The following is a 22,405-nucleotide window of genomic DNA, read 5'->3' as shown; positions in this document are numbered from 1 at the left end:
CCTTGCTCGCAGAAAGAGTACTTTGCCGATTTTCAGGCACTTGTCACGCCGATTCATCCCCGAAACGACGTTAATGATAAACGTCAACCTTTTGGTTTCCAGCTCAAAAGAGAGACTCTTTCGTAAAGCCAATTATACTGCGTCACCATCTGGTTGGTACGCGTGTATTGGTAACCGATGAAACCCAATATCATCAGCACGATGGTGTCGATGACGTAGTAATGCAGCGAGAACATCGTTCCGCCGAACAGCGCGTGATGAATGAACCTTATGCCGATGCCGAGCCCCAGCATGAAGGCGAACAGCTGGACGAAGCTGCGCCACGTCTGGGCACATGCCTTGCCCGTCATCCACGCCGCCCAGCCGCCGAGCAGGCAGGTGACGAAGAAGAACTGCCAGATCGAGGGTTCCTCGTAGAGAATGCCCTGCATAATTGATGTCTCCTGCGACTCAGTGATGGCCGCCTTCGAGGTAGGCGGCGCGCACTTCCGGATTGGCAAGCAGCTCCTTGCCGGTGCCGCTCATCGTCACATTGCCGTTGACCATGACATAGCCGCGCGTGGCGAGCTTCAGCGCGCCAAAGGCATTCTGCTCGACCAGGAATACGGTCAGCCCCTGCGTGCGGTTCAGCTCGCGAATGGCGTCGAATATCTGCTTGACGATCAGCGGCGCCAGGCCGAGCGACGGCTCGTCGAGCAAAAGCAGCTTCGGCCTCGCCATCAGCGCGCGCCCGATCGACAGCATCTGCTGCTCGCCGCCGGACAGCGTGCCGCCACGCTGGGCAATGCGTTCCTTCAGGCGTGGAAACAGCGTGAACACCTTCTCGACGTCGTCGTCATAATGCTCGAGGTTGTCGAGGCTGGCGCCCATTTGCAGGTTTTCCATCACCGTCATGCGCGGGAAAATGCGGCGCCCTTCCGGCGACTGGGCGATGCGCATGCGCGCGATCTCATGCGTCGGCATCTGGGTGATGTCGGTGCCGGCGAAGGTGATCGTGCCCGCCCGCGCCCGTGGAGCACCAAAAATGGTCATCATCAGCGTCGACTTGCCGGCGCCGTTGGCGCCGATCAGCGCCACGATCTCGCCTTGGTTGACGGTGACGTCGACGCCGTTCAGCGCCCTGATGTTGCCGTAGTAGGTCTGGACGCCCTTGATATCGAGCAGCGTTGTGCCGGCCATCATTTACGCCCTCCACGCCGATTGGAGACGCGCGGTGTCTTCGGCTTCACCGGAGCCTTGGTCGCCGGCTTTGCTGCGGAGGATTTCGCGGCAGAAGATTTCGCCGTCGGTTTGGCTTTGGCCTGCGCTGCCGCCTTGCTTGCTGCGGCACTCGACCTCGCGTCGAACTGCCCGGCTTTCGAGGCACCTTTCGACACGGTGACGCGCTCGCCCTCGCTGTGGCCGACCGTATCGGCCACCGGTCCGGCGAGATACGAAGACGATGTGCCCGGGCCGTGGGCGGCATCCGGACCCGTATCCAATTGCTCGATGACGTCTTCGTCGCCGACTTCGGTGAGCACAGTCTCGACCTCCTCGTCTTCGACGCCGAGATAGGCAGCGATGACGCGCGCGTCGGTCCGTACCGATTGCGGGTTGCCGTCCGAGATCTTGCGCCCGTATTCGAGCACCACGACGTGATCGGAAATCTGCATCACCACCGCCATGTCGTGCTCGATCAAAAGGATCGACGTGCCGGTGTTGTCCTTGATGTCCATCAGAAGCGCATTGAGCCCAGCCGATTCCTTCGGATTGAGGCCGGCGGCCGGCTCGTCGAGGCACAGAAGCTCAGGCCCGGTGCACATGGCGCGAGCGATTTCGAGCCGCCGCTGCGCGCCATAGGGCAGATCGCCGGCGGGATCGTCGGCGCGGTCGACAAGATCGGCCTTCTCCAGCCAGTGCTCGGCCAGTTCAACCGATTCCGCCGAAGCCTGTCTGTAGCCGCTGTAGCCGAACAGGCCGAGAATGGTGTAGCCGGAGGCCTTCATCAGCTTGTTGTGCTGGGCGACGAGAAGGTTCTCCAGCAGCGTCATGCCCGAGAACAGGCGGATGTTCTGGAAGGTGCGCGCCACCTTGGCACGCGCCGGGATCTCATGGTTCGGCAGACGTTCGAGCAGGAAGCTCGAGCCGTCGCGCCGGTTGAGCGTGATCATGCCTTCGGACGGTTTGTAGAAACCGGTGATGCAATTGAACACGGTGGTCTTGCCGGCGCCGTTCGGACCGATCAGCGCGGTGATCTCGCCGCGCTTGGCCTGGAAGGACAGGTCGCCGATGGCGACGAGACCGCCGAACTTCATCGACAGATGCTCGACCTGGAGGATGGCGTCGGTCACGGAGGGGCTCGCGTTCATCAGCCGTGTCCCTCCTTGGTGAAGGATCCCGACACGGCCCTGCGAACCTTGAGGAAGGCTGTCGGTTCACGGCTGCCGACGAAGCCGCGCGGCTTCCACAGCATGACGATGACCATCGCCATGCCGAACAACAGCATGCGATAGAGTTCCGGGGTGAAGTCGGGGCCGAATATCCGCTTCAGAAAATCGAGTTCACGCAGCGCTTCGGTGCCGCCGATCATCACCAGCGCGGCGACGGCGATACCGACCAGCGAGCCCATGCCGCCGAGCACGACGATGGCGAGGATAATCGCCGATTCCAGGAAGACGAAGGATTCCGGGCTGACGAAGCCTTGCCGTGCGGCGAAGAACGAGCCGGCGAAGCCGCCGAACATCGCGCCGGTGGCAAAGGCGGTGAGCTTGGTGGTGGTGGTGTTGATGCCGAGCGAGCGGCATGCGATCTCGTCCTCGCGCAGCGCTTCCCAGGCGCGGCCGACCGGCATGCGCCTCAGCCTTATTGTGACGAAGGCAGTCAGCAGGCAGAGCCCGAGGATCAGGTAGTAGAGAAAGATCTTGTAATAGGCGCCCGATTGGGCAATGCCGAACACCTTGGCGATGTAGTTGGGGTCCGAGACATTGAACGATATCAGGCCGAAGAACGAAACCTTCGGGATGCCGGAAATGCCGGCCGAACCGTTGGTCACTTCGCGCCAGTTGATGATCACCAGCCTGATGATCTCGCCGAAGGCGAGCGTCACGATGGCCAGATAGTCGCCGCGCAGGCGCAGCACCGGAAAGCCGAGCATGACGCCCCAGAACGCAGCCATCAGGCCGGCGGCGGGCAGCAGGATCCAGAACGACAGGCCGAAATGCGTGCCGAGCAACGCGTAGGCGTAAGCACCGACGGCGTAGAAGGCGACATAGCCGAGATCGAGCAGGCCGGCGAGGCCGATGACGATGTTCAGTCCCCAGGCCAGCATCACGTAGATCAGGATCTGGATGCCGAAATTGTCGACCCATTTCAGCGAGCCCTGGAAGCCGCCCACCATCGAGCCCGTATAGAGAGCAAGCACCAGCACGACGATGATCGGATAGAGCGCCAGCGCGGTTATGCCGAGCGCCGAAAAATGGGCATGGATGAAGGCACGGAAATAGTAGATCACCCAAGCCAGCGCATAGATGATCGCCAGCGCTCGCACGAAACGCGCATAACCTGCAAGATCGGGCCCCACCAGCCCGTCAAGGGAGCTGGCCAGAAGAAGCAGAACGACCGCAATACCGATCGCCGCGAAGAAATATTGTAACCGGAAGAACCGCGTCGCCACACTGTCTGGCAGCAGGCCGGTGGCGACATCGGCGATCTTTTGGTTGGCCATGAAAGGCTGGCCATAGGCGACGTAGAGGAAACGGCCGATCATGGTGGCGATCACCACGGCGCCGAGCAGGCCCCAGCGCTGCACCAGGATCAACTCGTTGGAGATGTTCTGATCGGTCTTCAGGCCGATGAACAGCACGAACAGGCCAAGCGAGATGGCGCCGGCATAGAGCGCTTCGCGAAAAGCGCGCTGGACTGGGGTGGCGACGACGGCGCTTTCCGGAGACACGGTAACCGCCATGATCTCAGACCTTTTCGACTTCTGGCCGGCCCAGAATGCCGGAAGGCAGGAAGATCAGCACGATCGCCAGGATGGAGAATGCGGCGACATCCTTGTAGTCGATCGAGAAATAAGCCGACCACATGCTCTCGATGAAGCCGATCATCAGCCCGCCGAGCACGGCGCCGGGAAGCGAGCCGATGCCGCCGAGCACCGCGGCGGTGAACGCCTTCACACCGGGCGTAAAACCGTCTGAAAACACCACCACGCCGTAATACATCAGGAACAGCGTGCCGGCGACGGCGGCAAGCGCGGCGCCCATGATGAAGGTGATCGAGATGGTGCGGTCGACGTCGACGCCGAGCAGTGCCGCCATCTTGCGGTCCTGCTCGCAGGCGCGCTGCGCCCGGCCGAGCGAGGTCTTGTTGACCAGATACCAAAACAGCGCCAGCAGGACTATGGTGACCAGGACGATGATGATCTGCTTCAGCGACACGCTGATGCCCGCGATCGTATAAACCTTGGAGACCATCGGCGGGACGGGCTTGTTGCGCGGCCCTTGCGTGACCTGGACGAAATTGGACAGGGCGATCGACATGCCGATGGCGGTGATCAGCGGCGCCAGCCGGAACGAACCGCGCAGCGGCCGGTAAGCCACTTTCTCGATCGTCCAGTTGTAGAGGCCGGTCAAAAGCATCGCCACGATCATCATGATCAGCAGCGCAACGACGATCGGCACCGAATAGAACAACGCACCGAGGATAAGGAAAACGATGAGGGCGGTGAAAGCGCCGACCATGAAGATGTCGCCATGGGCGAAATTGATCATGCCGATGATGCCGTAGACCATCGTGTAGCCGATCGCAATCAACCCATAGATCGATCCCAGCGTCAGCCCATTGATAAGCTGCTGGACAAAATACTGCATGCTGTCGTGGCTCCCCTGGAATGTCGCCCATGCAGACGCATTCCTTTTCGTATTGCCCCTAGTCGTAAAGTTTCGAGCCCGGATTGCAACGTGATTTTTCAATCGCCATGGGTGTTTTCGTCGCACGCCATCGGATTGCCCGTTTTTTCCTATCCGGCCTCTGGACCAGAGCGGACCCTATCATTGGCCTAACGCAATGTCTTTGATGATTCAACCACACCATGCGCTTCGTTTCGAAGAAATCACCGTCAAAATAAGTTGATGAGCGGGATCGTTGCGTCACCGAAGGGAATCCCCTTGCCCTCCTCGTTGTTTCCCCAAGGTCAGGATTCTCGCTATTTGACGACGAAGCCGTGCGCGAACGGCTCGCGGTCGTCGATGAAGATCGTGTTCAATCCGGTTATCCGGGCCCAGCCGGCGATCGACGGAATGATTGCCGGCTTGCCGGCGACGGTGATCTCTTCCTCCACCTTGCCCTTGAACAGCGAACCGATGATCGATTCATGGACGAAGTCGTCGCCAACCCCAAGCTTGCCCTTGGCGTGAAGCTGCGCCATCCGCGCCGAGGTGCCGGTGCCGCAGGGCGATCGGTCGATTGCCTTGTCGCCGTAGAAGACGGCGTTGCGGGCATCGGCTTGCGGGTTGGTCGGCGCGCCGGTCCACAATATGTGCGACAGACGGTTGATGCCGGGATTCTCCGGATGGACGAAGGTGTATTTCTCGTTGAGCCGCTGCCGCACCACCGGGCTCCAGGCGATCAGCTCGCCGGCCGAATGCTCGGCCATGTCGCGATAATTCTTTTGCGGTTCGACGATGGCGTAGAAATTGCCGCCGTAGGCGACATCGACGCTGATCTCGCCGAGCCCGGGACATTCGACCGTCAGTCCCTCGGCATAGAGGAACGACGGCACATTGGTGATGCGCACCTCCTCGACATAGTCGCCGACCTGCTTGTACTCGGCGACGACCAGGCCCGCCGGCGTATCCAGCCTGAGCACGCCCGGCGTCTTCGGCTTGATCAATCCATGTTCGACGGCAAAAGTCACCGTGCCGATGGTGCCGTGGCCGCACATCGGCAGGCAGCCCGAGGTTTCGATGAACAGGATGGCGATGTCGCAATCCTCACGCGTCGGCGGATAGAGGATCGAGCCGGACATCACGTCATGGCCACGCGGCTCGAACATCAGCCCGGTGCGGATCCAATCATATTCGGCCAGGAAATGCGCTCGCCGCTCCATCATCGTCGAGCCGTTGAGCAGCGGCCCACCGCCGGCAACCAGCCGCACCGGATTGCCGCAGGTGTGGCCGTCTATGCAGAAGAAGGAATTCTTGGCCATGACGGCTCCCGACTTAAGACCTTGGAACTCAAAACCGCTGCGGCCTGAAGGAACCGAGATCGAGCGATGGACTTTGCCCGAGAACGAGCTCGCGGATCAAGCGTCCGGTCGCCGCAGCCTGGGTCAGGCCGAGGTGACCATGGCCGAAGCCATACACCACCGAGGGCGTTTGTTGCGACCGCCCGATCACAGGCAGCGAATCCGGCAGCGACGGCCGGAACCCCATCCATTCGCGGCCATTGGCAGGGTCCAATCCCGGCAGGAATTTTTGCGCCTTTTCGAGCAGCGCTTTCGAGCGCGCGTAATTGGGCGGCCTCTCAAGGCCGCCGAGCTCGACCGCGCCGCCGACGCGCAGGCCGGTCTCGAGCGGCGTGATGACGAAGCCATGCCCGGAAAAGATGAGCTGTCGCTTCACGTCGAAGGCGGTCTTCGGCAGCGTCGTGTTGTATCCACGCTCGGTCTCCAGCGGGATGCGATCGCCGAGTTTTCTTGCCAGCAGATGCGACCACGCACCGGCAGCGATGACGACATGATTTGCCCGCCGCGTCGTGCCCTCGGCCATAGTCAGCGTCGCGCCGTCCTGTCCCGCCTCGACGCGCTCGATCCGGGCTTTTTCGAACCCCGCGCCCAATCCCTCGGCATAGGCCCAAATCGCCCTGCCGAGCAGCTTGGGGTCGGCGACGGTCTTCCACCCCGGCACGAACGTCCCCTTGACGAAGCGCGGCGACAGGCCGGGCTGCAAGGCGGCGAGAGCGTTGCCTTCGACATGGCTGAAGCCGATGCCGAAGCGCTGCCTTGCCGCCCAGCCGGGCAGCGACGCCTTGAACTCGGCCTCGCTTTCGTAGAGTTCGAGCGAGCCGTCCTCGTGCAGCAGCGGCCGTGTGCCGGAACGATCCAGCAAGCCCATCCATTCCGCCTCGGCGAGCTTCATCATCCCGGCCTGCGCCGCAAGGCCGGCTTCATAGCGGTCGCTTCGCCCGGCGCGCCAGAAGCGGACCAGCCAAGGCAGCAGCTTCGGCAAATAGGCGGGCGGAATGCTGAGCGGACCGAGCGGGTCGGCGAGCCATTTCGGCAACTGCCTGATCATGCCCTTGTGGGCGAGCGGCAACACGTCGGAGAAGGCAAAGGCAGCGGCGTTGCCGGAGCTGGTCTCCTCGCAGATTCCCGTCCAATCGAAGATCGTGACGTTTCGTCCCGCTTCGGCCAGAAAGGCGGCGGCACAGATGCCAATGATGCCGCCACCGACAATGGCGATGTCGAGCGTAGCATCATCATTCATTTGCTGTGCGCCGCGCTGCACATCTGCAAATACCCTCAAAGGGAGTGGATCAGAATGTCGGCAGCTCTGGCCGCACCGCCAGCGCATCCCTGACGAACTTTTCCACCGTCTTGCGGCGCTCGCCCGATAACGGCTGGCGCGGCATGCGCACGCGGTCGTTGGTGTTGATGGCGAAGACTTCCGCGAGCTTGATGTTCTGCACCAGATAGGTCGAGACGTCGAGGTCGAGCAGCGGCCGGAACCAGCGGTAGATCGTCAGCGCCTCCTCGCGGCGGCCCTGTCTCATCAATTGGTAGATGGCGACCGTCTCGCGCGGGAACGCGGTGACCAGGCCCGCCACCCAGCCGATGGCACCGACCGACAGCGCTTCGAAGGCGAGATTGTCGACGCCGGTGAACAGGTCGTAGCGGTCGCCGAGGCGGTTGATGATCTCGGTCGAGCGACGGATGTCGTCGGAGGACTCCTTGATGGCGACGAAGCGCTTGTCCTTCGCCAGCTCCTCCATCTGGTCAACAGTGACGTCGACACGGTAGGCAAGCCGGTTGGAATAGATCATCACCGGCAGGTCGCCGGCCGCGGCGACAGCGCGGAGTGCCGCGACCGTCTCTTCGGCGTTGGTATGGTAGATCGGACTCGGCACCACCATCAGACCGTTGGCGCCTTCTTTCGCGGCGCGGCGCGCGATTGCGGCCGCCTCGCGAGTGCCGGCCTCGTTGACCGTCAAAAGCACCGGTTTCTTGCCTGCGATCTTCTGCGCGGTCTTCAGCACCTCGATCTTCTCGTCATGCGACAGCATCGGCCCTTCGCCAAGCGAGCCACAGACGATGATGCCGTCACAGCCGGCCTCCATCTGCAGCGCAAAGCAGCGCTCCATCTCGGCATGGTCGAGGCGGTCATCCTCGGTGAATTTGGTCGTAACGGCGGGGAAGACTCCGGCCCACATATCGGTCGCTCCATCTGATATATCAGTCGTATATTTCTTAAGAAGCCGGCTGTCAACGTTGAATCCGCTATGATATATCAACAATATATCAGGAGGCCGGCATTGATATATGAAAATCTAGGCTCCGAGCCGGCGACCGCGAAGGCCTACCGCATGCTCGAACATATGATCGTGACGCTCGAGCTGGTGCCCGCCAGCTTCATCACCGAGGGCGCGCTGATCGACAGGCTCGGGCTCGGCCGCACCCCGGTGCGCGAGGCGATCCAGCGGCTGGCCTGGGAAGGGCTGCTCGAGGTCCGACCGCGCGCCGGCATTGCGATTGCCCCGCTTCACCCCGGCGACTGGCTGCGCGTCCTCGACGCCCGCCGTGGCGTCGAGGTGGTGCTTGCCCGCTCGGCCGCCCGCTTCGTCACCCGCGAGGCCGCCGACCTGTTTCATGACGCAGCGTTGGCCATGCAGAAAGCGGTGATTTCGGAAAATGTGCTTTACTTCATCCAGGCCGACAAGGCTCTCGACGAGGCGCTGGCGCTGGCCGCCGACAACCCGTTCGCCGCGCGCCTGGCGGCGCCCTTGCAAACCCACAGTCGCCGCTTCTGGTTCCGCTACAAGGCCGATACCGGCTTGGCCGAATCCGCCGAGCACCATGTCGCGCTGATCCGCTCGATCCTCGCCGGCGACGAGGAGGCCGCTGCCAAGGACGCCAAGCGCCTGATGGCGCTTTTGCGCGGCCATGCCGAGGCAGCTGCCACACGCTGAGCCTGCCATTTCGTCATGCGCCCTGGCCGGGCAGGGCCATCACGTTTTCCCAATTGTCGCCGGCCGCGACGATGCAGCTTCTGCCGGCGATATCGGTGACGACGATGGTCCAGGTTCCGGTCTCGGCGACAAAGACTTCCATCACCGCCACCTGACCGATCAGCCCCAAAGCAAACTGCCTTTCCTGGAACTTCTCGCTCAAATGGGCGACGAGCTCGCCATGTTCAACGCAGTATTGATATTGTGCGCTTGCGGTGTTCGTACCCACCGCCAATGCGCCAGCAAGAACCAGGGTTTTCACCCATCCCAACAGCGATTTGCGTGCCATAGGGCACCTCCTTTGCCATCACGTTCCGGGCAAAGGAGGGGTTTGACGGCCTCATTTTGCCGGAGCGATCCAGGCCGGTTCCGACGTCATCATCATCGCGTCGTTCCTTTCTGTGTTCCGGTCTGCCATCGGTGGGAACGATTCCAGATGTTCCCATTATGTTCTCGACATATGGTATCGGCAATGGAAAAGCGCAAGCAGGCGCCCGAGCGGGCGCCTGCAGATCCGTTTTACGGTTGTCGCCGAAAGAATGGGCCACAGGCTGCGCGGCCATGCCGAGGCGCGCAGACCCGTGATAAATCGTTCAGGTGCCTGGCAGCGCCGCTTTCGTCATCGCGCTCTCCCAGCCTTCGCCCACCGAAATCACGCAGCTTTGACCCTTTGTGTCGCTGGCGAGGATGGTCCATGTGCCATTGTCGGAAACGAAGACTTCAAGCACCACATTCGGATTGACGACGCCGACTGCGCTCGGGTTTTCATGAAACTTCTCGCCGAGCGCCTTGACCATATCGGCGCGTGCCGCGCATTGCTCGGCAGCCATTGCCGGGATGGCGGAAAGCGCCGCCGTTGCCGCGCAAGCGATAGTCGCCATGCGACGTGTCATCTGACACCTCCTTTGCGCCTGACGATATCCCCGGAGCCGTCACCAGCGCCGTTGGTTTGGTCTGCCAGCGCCTCCTCGCTGCAGGATCACAACTTAAGAGAATTGCTGCCTTCTTGGTTCCATCACATTAACGTTCAAACGAAAAGGCCCGGGTCCGTGCCCAGGCCTCGTTCAGCGTTTGCGATCAGGATCAGTTCATCGTCGGGATGACGAACTCGGCACCGTCTTTGACGCCGGCCCGCGCGCCCGCAGCCGAAGGCGAGGACGCGCAGACAGGAAACCGTTCGGTCAGTTCATCGTCGGGATGACGAACTCGGCACCGTCCTTCACACCGGACGGCCAGCGCGACGTCACCGTCTTGGTCTTGGTGTAGAAGCGGAACGCGTCCGGACCGTGCTGGTTGAGGTCGCCGAATGAGGACGCCTTCCAGCCGCCAAACGTATAGTAGGCGATCGGCACCGGGATCGGCACGTTGATACCGACCATGCCGACCTGGACTCGCGAGGCGAAGTCGCGCGCCGCGTCGCCGTCGCGGGTGAAGATGGCGACGCCATTGCCCATTTCGTGCTCGTTGGCGAGCTTGATGGCGTTCTCGTAGGTCGGCGCGCGCACCACCGAGAGCACCGGCCCAAAGATCTCTTCCTTGTAAATGCGCATGTCGGCGGTCACGTTGTCGAACAGGCAGCCGCCCATATAGTAGCCGTTCTCGTAGCCCTGCATCGAGAAGCCGCGGCCGTCAACCACCAGCCTGGCACCTTCCTTGACTCCGATATCGACATAACCCTTGACCCGCTCCAGCGCCTGCGCCGTGACCAGCGGGCCAAAATCGGCGGAAGAGTCGGTCGACGGACCGACCTTCAAACTCTCGACGCGCGGCACCAGCTTTTCCATCAGTCGGTTGGCGGTGTCGTTGCCGACCGGGACGGCCACCGAGATCGCCATGCAGCGCTCGCCGGCCGAGCCGTAGCCGGCGCCGATCAGCGCGTCGACGGTCTGGTCCATGTCGGCATCGGGCATGATGATCATGTGGTTCTTGGCGCCGCCGAAGCACTGCACGCGCTTGCCGGCCGCGCAGCCGCGCGAATAGATGTACTGGGCGATCGGTGTCGAGCCGACGAAACCGATCGCCTTGATGTCGGGATCGTCGAGGATGGCGTCGACCACATCCTTGTCGCCATTGACGACATTGAGGATGCCGGCAGGCAGGCCGGCCTCGATGAACAGTTCGGCAATCCGCATCGGCACGCCCGGATCGCGCTCCGACGGCTTCAGGATGAAGGCATTGCCGCAGGCGATGGCCGGCGCGATCTTCCACAGCGGGATCATCGCCGGAAAATTGAACGGCGTGATGCCGGCGACGACGCCGAGCGGCTGGCGCATCGAATAGACGTCGATGCCGGGGCCGGCGCCATCGGTGAACTCGCCCTTCATCATATGCGGCGCACCGATGCAGACCTCGACCACTTCGAGGCCACGCTGGATGTCGCCCTTGGCGTCGGCGATGGTCTTGCCGTGTTCGCGCGCCAATATCTCGGCCAGCGCATCATACTCCTTGGCGACCAGCTCGAGGAACCTCATCAAGACGCGCACGCGCCGCTGCGGGTTGGTCGCCGCCCAGCCGAGCTGTGCCGCCTTGGCGTTTTCGACCGCCGCGCGCAATTCCGCCTGCGAAGCCAACGCCACCGTGCCACGCACTGTGCCGTCCATCGGCTGCATGATGTTTTGCTTGCGGCCGCTGGTCCCAGCGACGCGCTTGCCGCCAATGAAATGACCGTATTCGATCATGATTTCTCTCCCTGGTTCGTGATGGGGCATTGTCCGCCTTTGCGTGAGCGATGGCAACGCGAGCGAAAACGCAACCGTTGTGCGGAAAATAGATATCGGTTGATATCTGTGCATTAAATCACGCAAATGATAGGGACATGCCGGTACAGCTTGGATTGTTTAAGTTGAGCTCCTTCGCGCCCCCCTCTGTCCTGCCGGACATCTCCCATGAACTGGGATGACGTCCGCATCTTCCTTGCCGTGGCGCGTGCCGGCCAGATCCTCGGCGCCGCCAGACGGTTGGAGCTCAACCACGCGACCGTGTCGCGCCGCATCGCCGCCCTCGAAGATGCGCTCAGGACAAAACTGTTTCGCCGGCTTACCACCGGCAGCGAGCTGACGCCGGCAGGCGAGCGTTTCCTCGAAATCGCCGAACGCATGGAGGGCGACATGATCGCGGCGCGCTCGACCGTGGCAGGCGAAGGCGACGACGTCTCGGGCACCGTGCGGATCGGTGCGCCGGATGGCTTCGGTGTGGCTTTCCTGGCCAGGCGCCTCGGCGCGCTGACCGCCCTGCACCGTGAGCTCACCATCCAGCTGGTGCCGGTGCCGCGCTCCTTCTCTTTGTCCCGGCGTGAGGCCGACATTGCCATCACCGTCGAGCGGCCGACGGAAGGCCGCTTGGTGGCGGGAAAGCTGGTCGACTACACGCTCGGCCTGTTCGCGTCCCGGGTCTATGCCGACACGCATGGGCTGCCCGGAACCGCCGCCGAGCTAGGCCAGCACACGCTGATCGGCTACGTGCCGGACCTGATCGTCAGTCCCTCGCTTGACTACGCGGCCGAATTCAGCGCCGACTGGCGCACCAGCTTCGCCATTTCCTCCGCGCTCGGTCAGGCCGAAGCGGTGCGTTCCGGCGCCGGCATCGGCATCCTGCACACCTTCGTTGCCCGCTCGATGCCGGAGCTGGTGCCTCTCGATATCGTCCCAGCCATCCGCCGCGCGTACTGGTTGGTCTATCATGAATCGGTCAGGCCGCTGCGCCGCGTCCAGATCGTCGCGAGCTTCATCACCAAGGCCGTCGAACGGGACCGGGAATTGTTCGTGTGACGCCGTGTCGGCTGCTCGGCCGACCTTACTTAGCGTATCGTTCCGGCCCGAGATTGCTGATGTTGATGTCAGGCACCCGGCTGGAGATGATGTCGGCCAGAACCTTGGCCGAGCCGCAGGCCATGGTCCAGCCGAGTGTGCCGTGGCCGGTGTTGAGATAGAGGTTGGAGAAATCGGTGCGGCCGATCAGCGGCGGCCCGTCCGGCGTCATCGGCCGCAGCCCGCACCAGAAGGTCGCCGACCGCATGTCGCCGCTGCCCGGGAAAAGGTCGCCGACCGAATGTTCGAGCGTATGGCGCCGCGATTCGTGCAGCCGCATGTCGAAGCCGGAAATCTCCGCCGTACCGCCGACCCGGATACGATCGCCGAGCCGGGTGATCGCCACCTTGTAGCTCTCGTCCATCACCGTCGAGACGGGTGCGGCGGTGGCGTCCTTGACCGGCAGGGTGATCGAATAGCCCTTGACCGGGTAGACCGGGATGGGCCGCTTCAGCATGCGCATGAACCGCGCCGAATAGCTGCCCATCGCCATCACATAGGCATCCGCGACCATCCAGCCCTTGCTGGTGCTGATGTTGGTGATGCGATCGCGCTTCTTGACGACGCGCCGTATCTCTGTGTCGTATTCGAAGGTGACGCCGCGTGCCACGCAAAGCTCGGCAAGCCTGTCGGTGAACATCTTGCAGTCGCCGGTTTCATCGCCGGGCAACCGCAGGCCACCGACGAATTTTTCGCGCACGCCAGCCAGCGCGGGCTCGGCCGCAATGCAGCCGTCGGGGTCGAGTATCTCGTAGGGGACGCCATAGGTCTTCAGCACCTCGACATCGCCGCCGACGCCATCGAGCTGCTTTTGCGTTCGGAAAAGCTGCAGCGTGCCCTTGGCGCGCTCGTCATAGGCGATGCCGGTGGCCTCGCGCAGCGCCTTCAGCGCGTCGCGGCTGTACTCGGCCAGCGGCACCATGCGCGCCTTGTTCAGCGCATAGCGCTGCGTCGTGCAATTGCGCAGCATCTTGACCAGCCATATCCACATATGCGGATCGAGCGCCGGCCGTACCACCAGCGGACCGTGCTTCATCAAAAGCCATTTGATGGCCTTCAGCGGAACGCCGGGCCCGGCCCAGGGCGAGGCATAGCCGGGCGAGATCTCGCCGGCATTGGCAAAGCTGGTTTCCAGCGCCGGGCCTTTCTGGCGATCGATCACCGTCACCTGATTGCCGGCCTCGGCAAGAAAGTAGGCGGTGGTAACCCCGATCACGCCGCCGCCCAGCACGAAGATCTTCATCGCTTGCTTCTCCGCAAAGTCGTCTCGTCAGGGTTCGAGACCGGGGTTATTGCCGCCTTCTGTCTGCCGGATTTTAGTGCCCCAGCCAAGTGCCCGATGCTTGTTGGGAAACGACACGCATAAAGAGCAAGCAGCTTGCGTCTCTATCCATTCACATAGCGCCGATGGAAGCGGTGGCCGAGGCTGGTCAGGACCTCATAGCCGATGGTGCCGGCATGGCCGGCTACCTGGTCCACCGTCTGCGATGACGGCCCGATCAGTTCAACGAGGTCGCCGGCCGCCAGCCTGCCGGGCGGCAGCGCGGAAATGTCGAGGATGATCGAATCCATCGAAACCCGGCCGATGAAGGGCAGCCGCACATTTTCGAACCAGGCGGCGGAGGCGGCGCGTCGATGCCAGCCATCGCCATAGCCGAGCGAAATCGTCGCCGCGGCAAGCGGAGTTTTGGTGCGGAAAGTGTGACCGTAGCCGACACCGGCGCCGGCCTCCAGCATCCGCGTCTGGATGACCTTGGCCTGCAATCGCACCACCGGCAGCATCGGGTTTTCCTTCGCCGGCGTCGGATTGATGCCATAGAGAGCGGCACCGGGACGAGCGAGGTCATAGTGATAGCGCTGTCCGAGAAAAATGCCTGATGAGTTGGCAAGCGAAGCCGGCGCCTCCGGCAGCATCCTGCGCAGCCGTTCGAATTCCAGCCGCTGCTGCTCGTTGGCCGGTTGCTCGGGTTCGTCGGCGCAGGCGAGATGGCTCATCACGAAGGTCAGTTCGACACCGTCGAAAGCCTCCGGATCCTGCGCGACAGCTTTCACCTCGGACGGTGTCATGCCGAGCCGCGACATGCCGCTGTCGACCTGGATGGCGGCCGGCAATTTACGGCCCACACGCCCCGCCGCCTCACGCCATGCCGCGACCTGGCTGATGCTGTTGACGACGGTGCAAAGCCCCGCCGCAACCGCCTCCCTTTCGGCGCCCGGCGGAATGCCGTTCAGCACGTAGATGGCCGGGCTTGAGCCGAGCGCCTTGCGCAGCAAGATGCCTCCGGCCAAATGCGCGACAAAGAAGATGGCGCAGCCTTCAGCCATCAGTGCCGCGGCCACCGGCGCCGCGCCAATCCCGTAACCGTCGGCCTTGACCACTCCTGCACAGCTGACGCCGGCCAGCCGCGCCTTCAGCCGCCGGTAATTCTCACGGACGGCGCCGAGATCGATGGTCAGGATCGCCCCCGCAGCCGCTTCGCTGATCAGCTCACTCGGGGCGCCGGTCTGCGGAAGAGAGACGGTCTGCGGAAGAGATTTGCTGGAGATATCGTTCATGCCGACCTGTTTTAGCGGAAGGCCGGCGGCTACGCCACCAGATGCTGGAACGCTGCCACCACGCCTTCATAGACCTTGCGCTTGAACGGCACGATCAGGCCGGGCAATTCCAGCATCGGCCGCCACGCCCACCGGTCGAACTCGGCCTTGTGGCCACCCGGCGGCGGATTGATCTCGATCTCGCTTTCGTCACCGTGGAAGCGGAAGGCAAACCATTTCTGCGTCTGGCCGCGATATCGTCCCTTGAAGGCGATGCCGACCAGATGGGCCGGCAGGTCGTACTTGATCCAGTGCGGCGCCTCGGCCAGCAGCGACACCGAGCGCATGCCGGTCTCTTCGTAGAGTTCGCGCTCCGCGGCAGGCAGCGGCTCCTCGCCATCGTCGATGCCGCCCTGTGGCATCTGCCAGAGCTGCGTCGTTCCAGCGAATTCGCTGTCCGGCTCGGCAATGCGATGACCAACCCAGACCAGGCCGGCGCCATTGAGGACCATCACTCCTACACAGGGCCGGTAAGGCAGTGTTTCCGGGTCAACGAGCTTGTTCTTTGCCATGTCAGCCTCTTTCCGGGTCTATGACCACCGCCGAAATCGGCACGATCTCGATGCCGCGCTTCTTGGCCTCGGTCACCCAGGACGACACGGTATCGACCGTCAGGTCGAAGGCCGAGCCGATGCCGACGGCAAACCCTTTCGCTCGCGCCGTCGCCTCCAGCCCATCCAGTTTCTTCAATATGGCGCCGCGGTCCTGCACCGCGTCGATCGCCGTGTCGCCGCCAACGAACGGCACGCCGTCCTTCAGCGCCAATTCGGGTGCCAGGCTGCGCGCCGACGAACCGTCGTCGACATAAGCAAGACCACGCTTGCCAAGCTCGGCCATCAACGGCCCCATCGCCGTCGCGTCGGCCGAAAAGCGGGCGCCCATATAGTTCATGACGCCGGTGTAGTTGGTCGTTCGCGACAGCACCCAGCGTAAATTCTTCAAATTCTCGTCCGGCGCCGCTGCCACGGTCAGCGTGTTGCGGCCGGGATTGACGTTCGGATAATCGAACGGCTCGAGCGGCACCTGCATGATGATCTCATGGCCGCTCTGCCGCGCCGCCTGCATCCAGCGGCCGATACTGTTGCCATGCGGCGCGAAGGCCAGCGTGACCTCCGCCGGCAGCTTGGAGATGGCTGCCTGCGTGCCGGTCTGGGACACTGCAAGCCCGCCGATAACGAGCGCCACGCGTGCACCGCGTGCGCCGGACCACGGCCGCGCATAGACGTCGAACGGGCGCCGGCCGTCGTCGGCGCGGATCGGCAGCGGACCGGTCTCGCTGGCCTCGATCAGCGCCTTGTCGGGAATGTGCGCGATCCTGAGGTTCTGGCCGATTGTCGAAGGGTCGCTGATGACGATGGCCTTGGGTGGACCGTCACCCTCCTCGGTCTGTACATGGATGATCTGCGGACCGCCCGTCTTCTGTTCGCTTGTCTTCTGTTCGCTTGTCTTCTGTTCGCTTGCGTTGCTTGGCGCTTCCATTTCGGGCGTCGCCTTGGCCGGCGCCGCGGCGGTATCCGCCGCTGCCGGCATCATCGGCGTCGAAACGGCGGCTTCTTGCAGCTTCCGAAACGGCTTGTCGCGCAAGGCGATCGCGCCGGAAACGCCGACCACGGCCAGCACGACAAGCGCGGCCGCGACCGCACCGGCGCTGATCCCGCTGCCTGCGCGCGGCGGCCGGATCGCCTGTCCGAGAGGTCGTTCTATGTCCTTGCCGATATCAGCCAAGCCCCGCACCCCCGGCGCGCGTCTCCGAAAGAAACCTTTTCCGAAGGCGCAAATCCAAATATCGGCCCGCCCCCATTTCATCGAGGTGCGCAGCATCCCGGCCGCGGCCCCGAATCAAACTGCCGGAGCCTCGCGGCCCCGGCAGCATCGCATCGCTTCGCTCAGGCAGCCAGACCTGTTTGGCCCCGGCTTGCCCGCCCTTACTGGTTCAACACGGCCTTTTGCGGATTCGGCGGGAACGCCGGATCGGTCTTCTGGCCGCGCAGCAGCTGCTCGGCATAGATGAGCTGCAAATCGTCCTTCGGCTCCGGCGGCACATAGGCGGCCGAGCCCGAACCGGTCGTGCCTTCGTCGGCGCCCTTGATATGGCCCTTGAGGTCCGATTCGCCGCGCGTCAGATCCCTGCCCTGCAGTTCCGCCGGCAGTGGCTGGTCGACCTTGATGTCGGGCGTGATGCCCTTGCCCTGGATCGACTTGCCGGACGGCGTGTAATAGAGCGCCGTCGTCAACCGCAGCGCCCCGTTCTCGCCGAGCGGGATGATGGTCTGCACCGAACCTTTGCCGAAGGACTGCGTGCCGACCACCGTGGCGCGGCGCAGATCCTGCAGCGCACCGGCGACGATTTCCGATGCACTGGCCGAGCCGCCATTGACGAGCACGATCAGCGGCTTGCCGCCGATATCGTCGCCGGACCGCGCATCGAAGCGGGTGACGTCCTTCGGATCGCGGCCGCGCGTCGAGACGATCTCGCCACGGTCGAGGAAGGCATCCGACACGCTCACCGCCTGGTCGAGCAAACCGCCTGGGTTGAGACGCAGATCGAGCACGTAACCCTTGAGCTTGTCGTTCGGCACCTGCTTCTTGATGGTGTCGATGGCATTCTCGAGGTCGTCATAGGTCTTTTCGGTAAAAGAGGTGATCTTCATGTAGCCGATGTCGTTCTCGACCCGGAACTTGACCGCCTTCACCTTGATGATGTCGCGCACGACCGTCAGTTCGATCGGCTTGTCTGCGCCCTGGCGCAGGATGGTGAGCTTGATCGGCGTGTTGACCAGCCCGCGCATCTTCTCGACGGCGTCGTTGAGGGTCAGGCCGCGAACCTCCTCGCCGTCAATCTTGGCGATATAGTCGCCGGCGAGCACACCAGCCTTGGCGGCAGGCGTATCGTCGATCGGCGTGATCACCTTGACCAGGTCGTTCTCCATGGTGACCTCGATGCCGAGGCCGCCGAATTCGCCCTTGGTCTGCACGCGCATGTCCTGCGCTTCTTCGGCATTCATGTAGGAGGAGTGCGGGTCGAGCGAGGACAGCATGCCGTTAATGGCATTTTCGACCAGCGATTTGTCGTCGGGCGGCGTCACATAATTCGCCCGCACCCGTTCGAAGATGTCGCCGAAGATCGCCAATTGCTTGTAGGTCTCGGAGCCCGCAGCCTTCGCCGTCGAGCCGGGCGCGCCATAGACCAGGCTCATCGCCGATGCACCCATCAGCGCACCGGCAAACAGAAGCGACAGTTTCCGCATCATTCACGTCCTTCCAGAAAAACGGTCCGCCCACCATGGGGCCGGATCGACGGGTTTTCCATCCTTGCGGAACTCGACATAGAGCTCCGGTGTGGCATTTCCATTCTTCGATGCCGAGGTGCTCGCCACCCGGGCCTCTCCCATCGCGCCGACCGGTTCTCCTGCGAGCACCGACTGGCCAGACGCGACGCTGATTCTGCTCATCCCCGCCAGGACGACATGATAGCCGTCACCCGCATTCAGGATCAAGAGTTGACCGTAAGAGCGGAAAGGCCCCGCATAAAGCACATTTCCATCCGCCGGCGCTGTGACGATGGCTCCCGATTGTGTCGCAACCATGTCACCGAGCATCACCGCGCCGTTACCGTCGTCGGCACCGAAGCGCCGCTTGATCCTGCCGGTGACCGGCAGCGCGATCTGCCCTTGAAGCGCGGAAAACGGTGCGGCAGCGGTGAGCCTGTTGCTCTCCGGCACCGGCAGCGAGGCCAATTCCGTCGGCGCCGCCGGGCCCGATGCCAGGACCTTGTCGGCGTCCGCCGTTTTTTGCTCGGCTGCCTTGGCCGCATCCGCCGCCTTGCGGGCCCTGTCGGCCTCCAGCGATGCGATCAGCTCTTTCAGGCTGCCGGCCTTGGCCGCCAGCGTCGCGGACCGCTGCTTTTCGGCGGCCAACGCGGTTTCCGTATCGGCGGCGAGCTTCTGCTTGGCTTCGAGTAGCATGCTGAGCCGCTTTTTTTCCGCCGCCTGTTCGCCGACCGCTGACGTCAGCCGCGCCCGCTCGGCCTCGATCGAGGCCGTCACCCGCGACTGCTCTTTGAGATCGGCCAGCAATATGTCGGTCTGCTGTCGCAGTTCCGGCACCACGGCACCGAGCAGGATGGCGCTGCGCACCGACGACAATGCATCCTCGGGCTTGACCAGGATCGCAGGCGGCGGATTGAGCCCCATGCGCTGCAGCGCGCCGAGCACTTCGGCCAGAACGTTGCGTCTAGCGGCCAGTGAGGCGCGGATCCTCTGCTCCTCGGCCTTCAGCCCTTCCAGCTTGCCGCCGATATCCTCGATGTCCTGGCCGAGCTTCTGCTCGGTCATCGCCGACTGGATCAGCGCCGCCGTGATCGAGGCGTGGTCCTTCTTGACCGCCGCTATGTCGGCGGCGAGCTTGGCCAGCCGATCGGACGACAGCGTGATCTCTTTCGACACCTTTTCGTATTCGGCGCGGCTCTGGTCCGGGTCGGGCGCCAGGTCGAGCGTGTTCTCGGCCCGCGCGACCCCGAGCGAAAGCACGATCGCCGCGACGGCGATGCCGTAGCGCGCGCGCCAAGAGCCCGTTCGTGATTTCCAGTCTTCAGACATTGAAGCCCAACTCTATGCGCGGCTTCGTTAACGAACCATCAACCATGTTCGAGCCCCGGCCGCCATCCGCAAACCCCCATGAGCCCAAACTTTTGATGAGCATTGGGGCAAAAATCCGGGCGGCTGGCGTCAATTCGCTGATCGAGCCGGCTTCATGAACGATGGTAGGGATGGCCGGAAAGGATTGTGGCCGCCCTGTAAAGCTGCTCGCCCAGCATCACGCGGACCAGCTGATGCGGCCAGGTCAGCGCGCCGAGCGACACCGTCAGATCAGCCAGGTCGCGCAGCGACTGGTCATGGCCGTCGGCGCCGCCAATGGCAATCACCAGCGCCTTGCGCCCGCCATCGCGCAGGAAGCTTATGCGGCCGGCGAAATCCTCGGAGGAAAGGTTCTTGCCGCGCTCATCCAGCAGCATCAGCGCCGTGCCGGGCTGCAAGTGCGTCTGCAGCTTCTGGCCTTCCTCGCGCCGGCGCTCATTGGCCGTCTGCGCCCGGCCTTCGGCAATCTCGGCGATCCCGGCGAATTCGAGGCCTACAGCAGGGCCGCTTTTGGCGAAGCGCTCGAAATAGCGATCGGCCAACTGCTTCTCGGGGCCGGCTTTCATTCGGCCCACGGCATGAACGGTAATCTTCATCCCTGTCTCGAAGAGCCGCTGATGCATGTCGGACAACGACATGCATCAAGACAAATACGGCTCAGTGGAGGGTCTCCTCCTCGAGATCCGGCGCCTGCCACATCTTTTCGAGATTGTAGAAGTCGCGGACCTCGGGACGGAAGACATGGACGATGATGTCGCCCGAATCGATCAGGACCCAGTCGGCGCCAGCCAGCCCCTCGACGCGCGCAGTGCCGAGCCCGGCATCCTTCAGCGCCTTGAGGAGATGATCGGCGACAGCCGAGACATGACGGTGCGATCGGCCCGACGCGACGACCATGTAGTCGCCGAGGCTCGATTTTCCCTGAATGTCGATTGAGACGATATTTTCGGCCTTGGAGTCTTCCAGACTGGCAAGGACTGTCTTGATGGCGCGGGACACGGCGTCGTTTACGCTGATCCCGGCCGGCGAAGGCACGATGTCGGCCTTCTTCCGCAGTGCTGTTCTCAGTGTATTTCCTTTCGCAGCAAGAACAACCAAATCACCCCTAAAATCAGGTGACACTGCTTAGATAGGCAGAGTTGCGTTGCAGTTTCAAGACGGCGCTCGCAAACCGACACCTCGTAACGGCCGAATGTCGTGCCGCATTGCGGCTTTTCCAGGCGAGAAATCGGAACCGCCTCGCCCCGCAGCGGTTATCGGCTCATCCACGAACCGGAATCCCGACATGCCGATCGATCCCCAGAACGCCCTCCTCACCGTGCAATCCGGCCTTGCGCAACTCAGTACGCTGATCGTCTCCTACTCGCTTTCGGCGGTCGGCGCCGTCATCCTGCTGGTCATCGGCTACATCGTCGCCGGCCTCGCCGAGCGTTCGATCTATGCCGGCCTCGGCCATATCAGCGGCTTCGACGAAACGCTCCGCCATTTCTTCTCGCAGGTCGTCCGCTACGCCATCCTGGGGCTTGTCGTGATCATGGTTCTCGGCCAGTTCGGCGTGCAGACGGCTTCGATCATTGCCGCCATCGGTGCCGCCGGCCTGGCCATCGGCCTGGCGCTGCAAGGCACGCTGCAGAACATTGCCGCCGGCATCATGCTCCTGGCGCTGCGGCCGTTCCGCATCGGCGAATATGTCGAGGTCGGCGCCATATCCGGCACCGTCGAGGAGATCGGGCTATTCGCTACAACGCTGAGGACGGTCGAAGGCGTCTACGTGCTTGCGCCCAACTCGACCCTATGGAACCAGCCGGTCCGCAACTTCACCCGCAACGGTGTGCGTCGCGGCGATATCACGCTCAGCATCGGCTCGTGGAACGACATCGATTTCGCGCAAAAGACCATGCTCGGCGTCGCCGCCGCCGAAAGGCGCGTCAGGCGGCAGCCGGCGCCGATCGCCTTTGTCGCGACTGTCGGCGACAGCAACGTCGCCATCACCTTACGCTACTGGACGGCGGCTGCCGATTTCTTCGCCGCCCAGATCGACCTCACCAAAGGGGTCAAGCAGGCCTTCGATGCCGAAGGTCTTTCAATTCCGGCGCCGGCGCCGCAAGCGCCGCAGCCGGAGGCCTCAGCCACGCAGCAATAGAGCGTTGCAGCCAGCTGGCA

The 22,405-nt window shown here is 63.2% G+C and carries 20 protein-coding genes and 3 pseudogenes; 3 read left to right on the top strand and 20 right to left on the bottom strand.

Annotated features, from left to right (window positions below; genetic code table 11):
- Positions 1-83: 83 nt before the first annotated feature.
- The 9 genes and pseudogenes from NKI85_RS00975 to NKI85_RS00935 form a co-directional block, all read right to left on the bottom strand.
- Positions 84-431 carry a DUF6867 family protein gene (locus tag NKI85_RS00975; RefSeq protein WP_352775287.1) on the bottom strand — a complete coding sequence of 116 codons (348 nt, stop codon included), beginning with the start codon at positions 429-431 and terminating at the stop codon, positions 84-86.
- A 19-nt stretch (positions 432-450) separates the two neighbouring features.
- Positions 451-1,179 (bottom strand): ABC transporter ATP-binding protein, encoded by a 729-nt coding sequence (locus tag NKI85_RS00970; RefSeq protein WP_352522904.1) that lies wholly within the window; start codon positions 1,177-1,179, stop codon positions 451-453.
- Between the two features lie 8 nt (positions 1,180-1,187).
- Positions 1,188-2,348 (bottom strand): annotated as a pseudogene (locus NKI85_RS00965) (ABC transporter ATP-binding protein); the annotation flags it as partial.
- Positions 2,348-3,475 (bottom strand): annotated as a pseudogene (livM, locus tag NKI85_RS00960) (high-affinity branched-chain amino acid ABC transporter permease LivM); the annotation flags it as partial. The pseudogenes NKI85_RS00965 and livM, both read right to left, overlap by 1 nt.
- 195 nt (positions 3,476-3,670) lie before the next feature.
- Positions 3,671-3,943: pseudogene (locus NKI85_RS00955) on the bottom strand (DUF3382 domain-containing protein); the annotation flags it as partial.
- Between the two features lie 4 nt (positions 3,944-3,947).
- Positions 3,948-4,850: a branched-chain amino acid ABC transporter permease gene (locus NKI85_RS00950; protein WP_352522905.1), complete on the bottom strand. Its 903-nt coding sequence runs from the start codon at positions 4,848-4,850 to the stop codon at positions 3,948-3,950.
- A gap of 335 nt (positions 4,851-5,185) precedes the next feature.
- Positions 5,186-6,187, bottom strand: a complete 1,002-nt coding sequence (locus NKI85_RS00945; protein WP_352775284.1) for a 4-hydroxyproline epimerase — start codon at positions 6,185-6,187, stop codon at positions 5,186-5,188.
- A 28-nt stretch (positions 6,188-6,215) separates the two neighbouring features.
- Positions 6,216-7,466, bottom strand: a complete 1,251-nt coding sequence (locus NKI85_RS00940; RefSeq protein ID WP_352775281.1) for an NAD(P)/FAD-dependent oxidoreductase — start codon at positions 7,464-7,466, stop codon at positions 6,216-6,218.
- Positions 7,467-7,515: 49 nt separating this feature from the next.
- Positions 7,516-8,409 carry a dihydrodipicolinate synthase family protein gene (locus tag NKI85_RS00935; protein ID WP_352775280.1) on the bottom strand — a complete coding sequence of 298 codons (894 nt, stop codon included), beginning with the start codon at positions 8,407-8,409 and terminating at the stop codon, positions 7,516-7,518.
- A gap of 69 nt (positions 8,410-8,478) precedes the next feature.
- Here NKI85_RS00935 and NKI85_RS00930 point away from each other — a divergent pair, with 69 nt between their 5' ends.
- Positions 8,479-9,165, top strand: coding sequence for a GntR family transcriptional regulator (locus NKI85_RS00930; RefSeq protein ID WP_352522909.1), 687 nt, complete (start codon positions 8,479-8,481; stop codon positions 9,163-9,165).
- A 13-nt stretch (positions 9,166-9,178) separates the two neighbouring features.
- On the opposite strand, the gene NKI85_RS00925 is transcribed toward NKI85_RS00930, so the two are convergent.
- The 3 genes from NKI85_RS00925 to NKI85_RS00915 form a co-directional block, all read right to left on the bottom strand.
- The gene (locus NKI85_RS00925) at positions 9,179-9,493 is read right to left on the bottom strand and encodes a hypothetical protein (RefSeq protein WP_352522910.1); all 315 of its coding nucleotides are present in this window, start codon (positions 9,491-9,493) and stop codon (positions 9,179-9,181) included.
- 304 nt (positions 9,494-9,797) lie between these two features.
- Positions 9,798-10,097, bottom strand: a complete 300-nt coding sequence (locus tag NKI85_RS00920; protein ID WP_352522911.1) for a hypothetical protein — start codon at positions 10,095-10,097, stop codon at positions 9,798-9,800.
- 288 nt (positions 10,098-10,385) lie between these two features.
- Positions 10,386-11,882: a CoA-acylating methylmalonate-semialdehyde dehydrogenase gene (locus NKI85_RS00915; protein ID WP_352775275.1), complete on the bottom strand. Its 1,497-nt coding sequence runs from the start codon at positions 11,880-11,882 to the stop codon at positions 10,386-10,388.
- A 207-nt stretch (positions 11,883-12,089) separates the two neighbouring features.
- Between NKI85_RS00915 and NKI85_RS00910 the strand changes: the two genes are divergently transcribed.
- The gene (locus NKI85_RS00910) at positions 12,090-12,971 is read left to right on the top strand and encodes a LysR family transcriptional regulator (protein ID WP_352775272.1); all 882 of its coding nucleotides are present in this window, start codon (positions 12,090-12,092) and stop codon (positions 12,969-12,971) included.
- A gap of 25 nt (positions 12,972-12,996) precedes the next feature.
- On the opposite strand, the gene NKI85_RS00905 is transcribed toward NKI85_RS00910, so the two are convergent.
- The 8 genes from NKI85_RS00905 to rsfS all read right to left on the bottom strand — a co-directional run bounded on the left by NKI85_RS00905 (position 12,997) and on the right by rsfS (position 21,277).
- Positions 12,997-14,253, bottom strand: coding sequence for a D-amino acid dehydrogenase (locus NKI85_RS00905; protein ID WP_352775269.1), 1,257 nt, complete (start codon positions 14,251-14,253; stop codon positions 12,997-12,999).
- Between the two features lie 143 nt (positions 14,254-14,396).
- Positions 14,397-15,566, bottom strand: a complete 1,170-nt coding sequence (gene alr, locus NKI85_RS00900; protein WP_352775267.1) for an alanine racemase — start codon at positions 15,564-15,566, stop codon at positions 14,397-14,399.
- Positions 15,567-15,595: 29 nt separating this feature from the next.
- The gene (locus tag NKI85_RS00895) at positions 15,596-16,117 is read right to left on the bottom strand and encodes an RNA pyrophosphohydrolase (RefSeq protein WP_352775265.1); all 522 of its coding nucleotides are present in this window, start codon (positions 16,115-16,117) and stop codon (positions 15,596-15,598) included.
- Position 16,118: 1 nt separating this feature from the next.
- Positions 16,119-17,330, bottom strand: coding sequence for a divergent polysaccharide deacetylase family protein (locus tag NKI85_RS00890; protein WP_352775262.1), 1,212 nt, complete (start codon positions 17,328-17,330; stop codon positions 16,119-16,121).
- Positions 17,331-17,530: 200 nt separating this feature from the next.
- Complete coding sequence (locus NKI85_RS00885; protein ID WP_352522918.1) at positions 17,531-18,856, bottom strand: S41 family peptidase; 1,326 nt, start codon at positions 18,854-18,856, stop codon at positions 17,531-17,533.
- The gene (locus tag NKI85_RS00880; protein ID WP_352775259.1) at positions 18,857-20,203 is read right to left on the bottom strand and encodes a murein hydrolase activator EnvC family protein; all 1,347 of its coding nucleotides are present in this window, start codon (positions 20,201-20,203) and stop codon (positions 18,857-18,859) included.
- Between the two features lie 152 nt (positions 20,204-20,355).
- Entirely contained in the window at positions 20,356-20,838 is a 483-nt protein-coding gene (gene rlmH, locus NKI85_RS00875) for a 23S rRNA (pseudouridine(1915)-N(3))-methyltransferase RlmH (RefSeq protein ID WP_352522920.1), read from the bottom strand.
- Positions 20,839-20,899: 61 nt separating this feature from the next.
- Positions 20,900-21,277 carry a ribosome silencing factor gene (gene rsfS / locus NKI85_RS00870; RefSeq protein ID WP_023678068.1) on the bottom strand — a complete coding sequence of 126 codons (378 nt, stop codon included), beginning with the start codon at positions 21,275-21,277 and terminating at the stop codon, positions 20,900-20,902.
- 250 nt (positions 21,278-21,527) lie between these two features.
- On the opposite strand from rsfS, the gene NKI85_RS00865 reads away from it, so the two are divergent.
- Positions 21,528-22,385 carry a mechanosensitive ion channel family protein gene (locus NKI85_RS00865; RefSeq protein ID WP_352522922.1) on the top strand — a complete coding sequence of 286 codons (858 nt, stop codon included), beginning with the start codon at positions 21,528-21,530 and terminating at the stop codon, positions 22,383-22,385.
- The last annotated feature ends 20 nt before the right edge of the window (positions 22,386-22,405 follow it).

The sequence above is a fragment of the Mesorhizobium sp. M0571 genome (genome assembly GCF_040320985.1).
GTDB lineage: Bacteria > Pseudomonadota > Alphaproteobacteria > Rhizobiales > Rhizobiaceae > Mesorhizobium.
Note: the sequence above shows the minus strand (reverse complement) of the source record. Positions and strands in the feature narration are given on the sequence as shown.

Excerpts from the sequence above, each read along its gene's own strand:
- NKI85_RS00975 (WP_352775287.1), bottom strand. The coding sequence starts at position 431 with ATGCAGGGCATTCTCTACGAGGAACCCTCGATCTGGCAGTTCTTCTTC.
- NKI85_RS00970 (WP_352522904.1), bottom strand. The coding sequence starts at position 1,179 with ATGGCCGGCACAACGCTGCTCGATATCAAGGGCGTCCAGACCTACTAC.
- NKI85_RS00950 (WP_352522905.1), bottom strand. The coding sequence starts at position 4,850 with ATGCAGTATTTTGTCCAGCAGCTTATCAATGGGCTGACGCTGGGATCG.
- NKI85_RS00945 (WP_352775284.1), bottom strand. The coding sequence starts at position 6,187 with ATGGCCAAGAATTCCTTCTTCTGCATAGACGGCCACACCTGCGGCAAT.
- NKI85_RS00940 (WP_352775281.1), bottom strand. The coding sequence starts at position 7,466 with ATGAATGATGATGCTACGCTCGACATCGCCATTGTCGGTGGCGGCATC.
- NKI85_RS00935 (WP_352775280.1), bottom strand. The coding sequence starts at position 8,409 with ATGTGGGCCGGAGTCTTCCCCGCCGTTACGACCAAATTCACCGAGGAT.
- NKI85_RS00930 (WP_352522909.1), top strand. The coding sequence starts at position 8,479 with ATGATATATCAACAATATATCAGGAGGCCGGCATTGATATATGAAAAT.
- NKI85_RS00925 (WP_352522910.1), bottom strand. The coding sequence starts at position 9,493 with ATGGCACGCAAATCGCTGTTGGGATGGGTGAAAACCCTGGTTCTTGCT.
- NKI85_RS00920 (WP_352522911.1), bottom strand. The coding sequence starts at position 10,097 with ATGACACGTCGCATGGCGACTATCGCTTGCGCGGCAACGGCGGCGCTT.
- NKI85_RS00915 (WP_352775275.1), bottom strand. The coding sequence starts at position 11,882 with ATGATCGAATACGGTCATTTCATTGGCGGCAAGCGCGTCGCTGGGACC.
- NKI85_RS00910 (WP_352775272.1), top strand. The coding sequence starts at position 12,090 with ATGAACTGGGATGACGTCCGCATCTTCCTTGCCGTGGCGCGTGCCGGC.
- NKI85_RS00905 (WP_352775269.1), bottom strand. The coding sequence starts at position 14,253 with ATGAAGATCTTCGTGCTGGGCGGCGGCGTGATCGGGGTTACCACCGCC.
- alr (WP_352775267.1), bottom strand. The coding sequence starts at position 15,566 with ATGAACGATATCTCCAGCAAATCTCTTCCGCAGACCGTCTCTCTTCCG.
- NKI85_RS00895 (WP_352775265.1), bottom strand. The coding sequence starts at position 16,117 with ATGGCAAAGAACAAGCTCGTTGACCCGGAAACACTGCCTTACCGGCCC.
- NKI85_RS00885 (WP_352522918.1), bottom strand. The coding sequence starts at position 18,856 with ATGATGCGGAAACTGTCGCTTCTGTTTGCCGGTGCGCTGATGGGTGCA.
- NKI85_RS00880 (WP_352775259.1), bottom strand. The coding sequence starts at position 20,203 with ATGTCTGAAGACTGGAAATCACGAACGGGCTCTTGGCGCGCGCGCTAC.
- rlmH (WP_352522920.1), bottom strand. The coding sequence starts at position 20,838 with ATGAAGATTACCGTTCATGCCGTGGGCCGAATGAAAGCCGGCCCCGAG.
- NKI85_RS00865 (WP_352522922.1), top strand. The coding sequence starts at position 21,528 with ATGCCGATCGATCCCCAGAACGCCCTCCTCACCGTGCAATCCGGCCTT.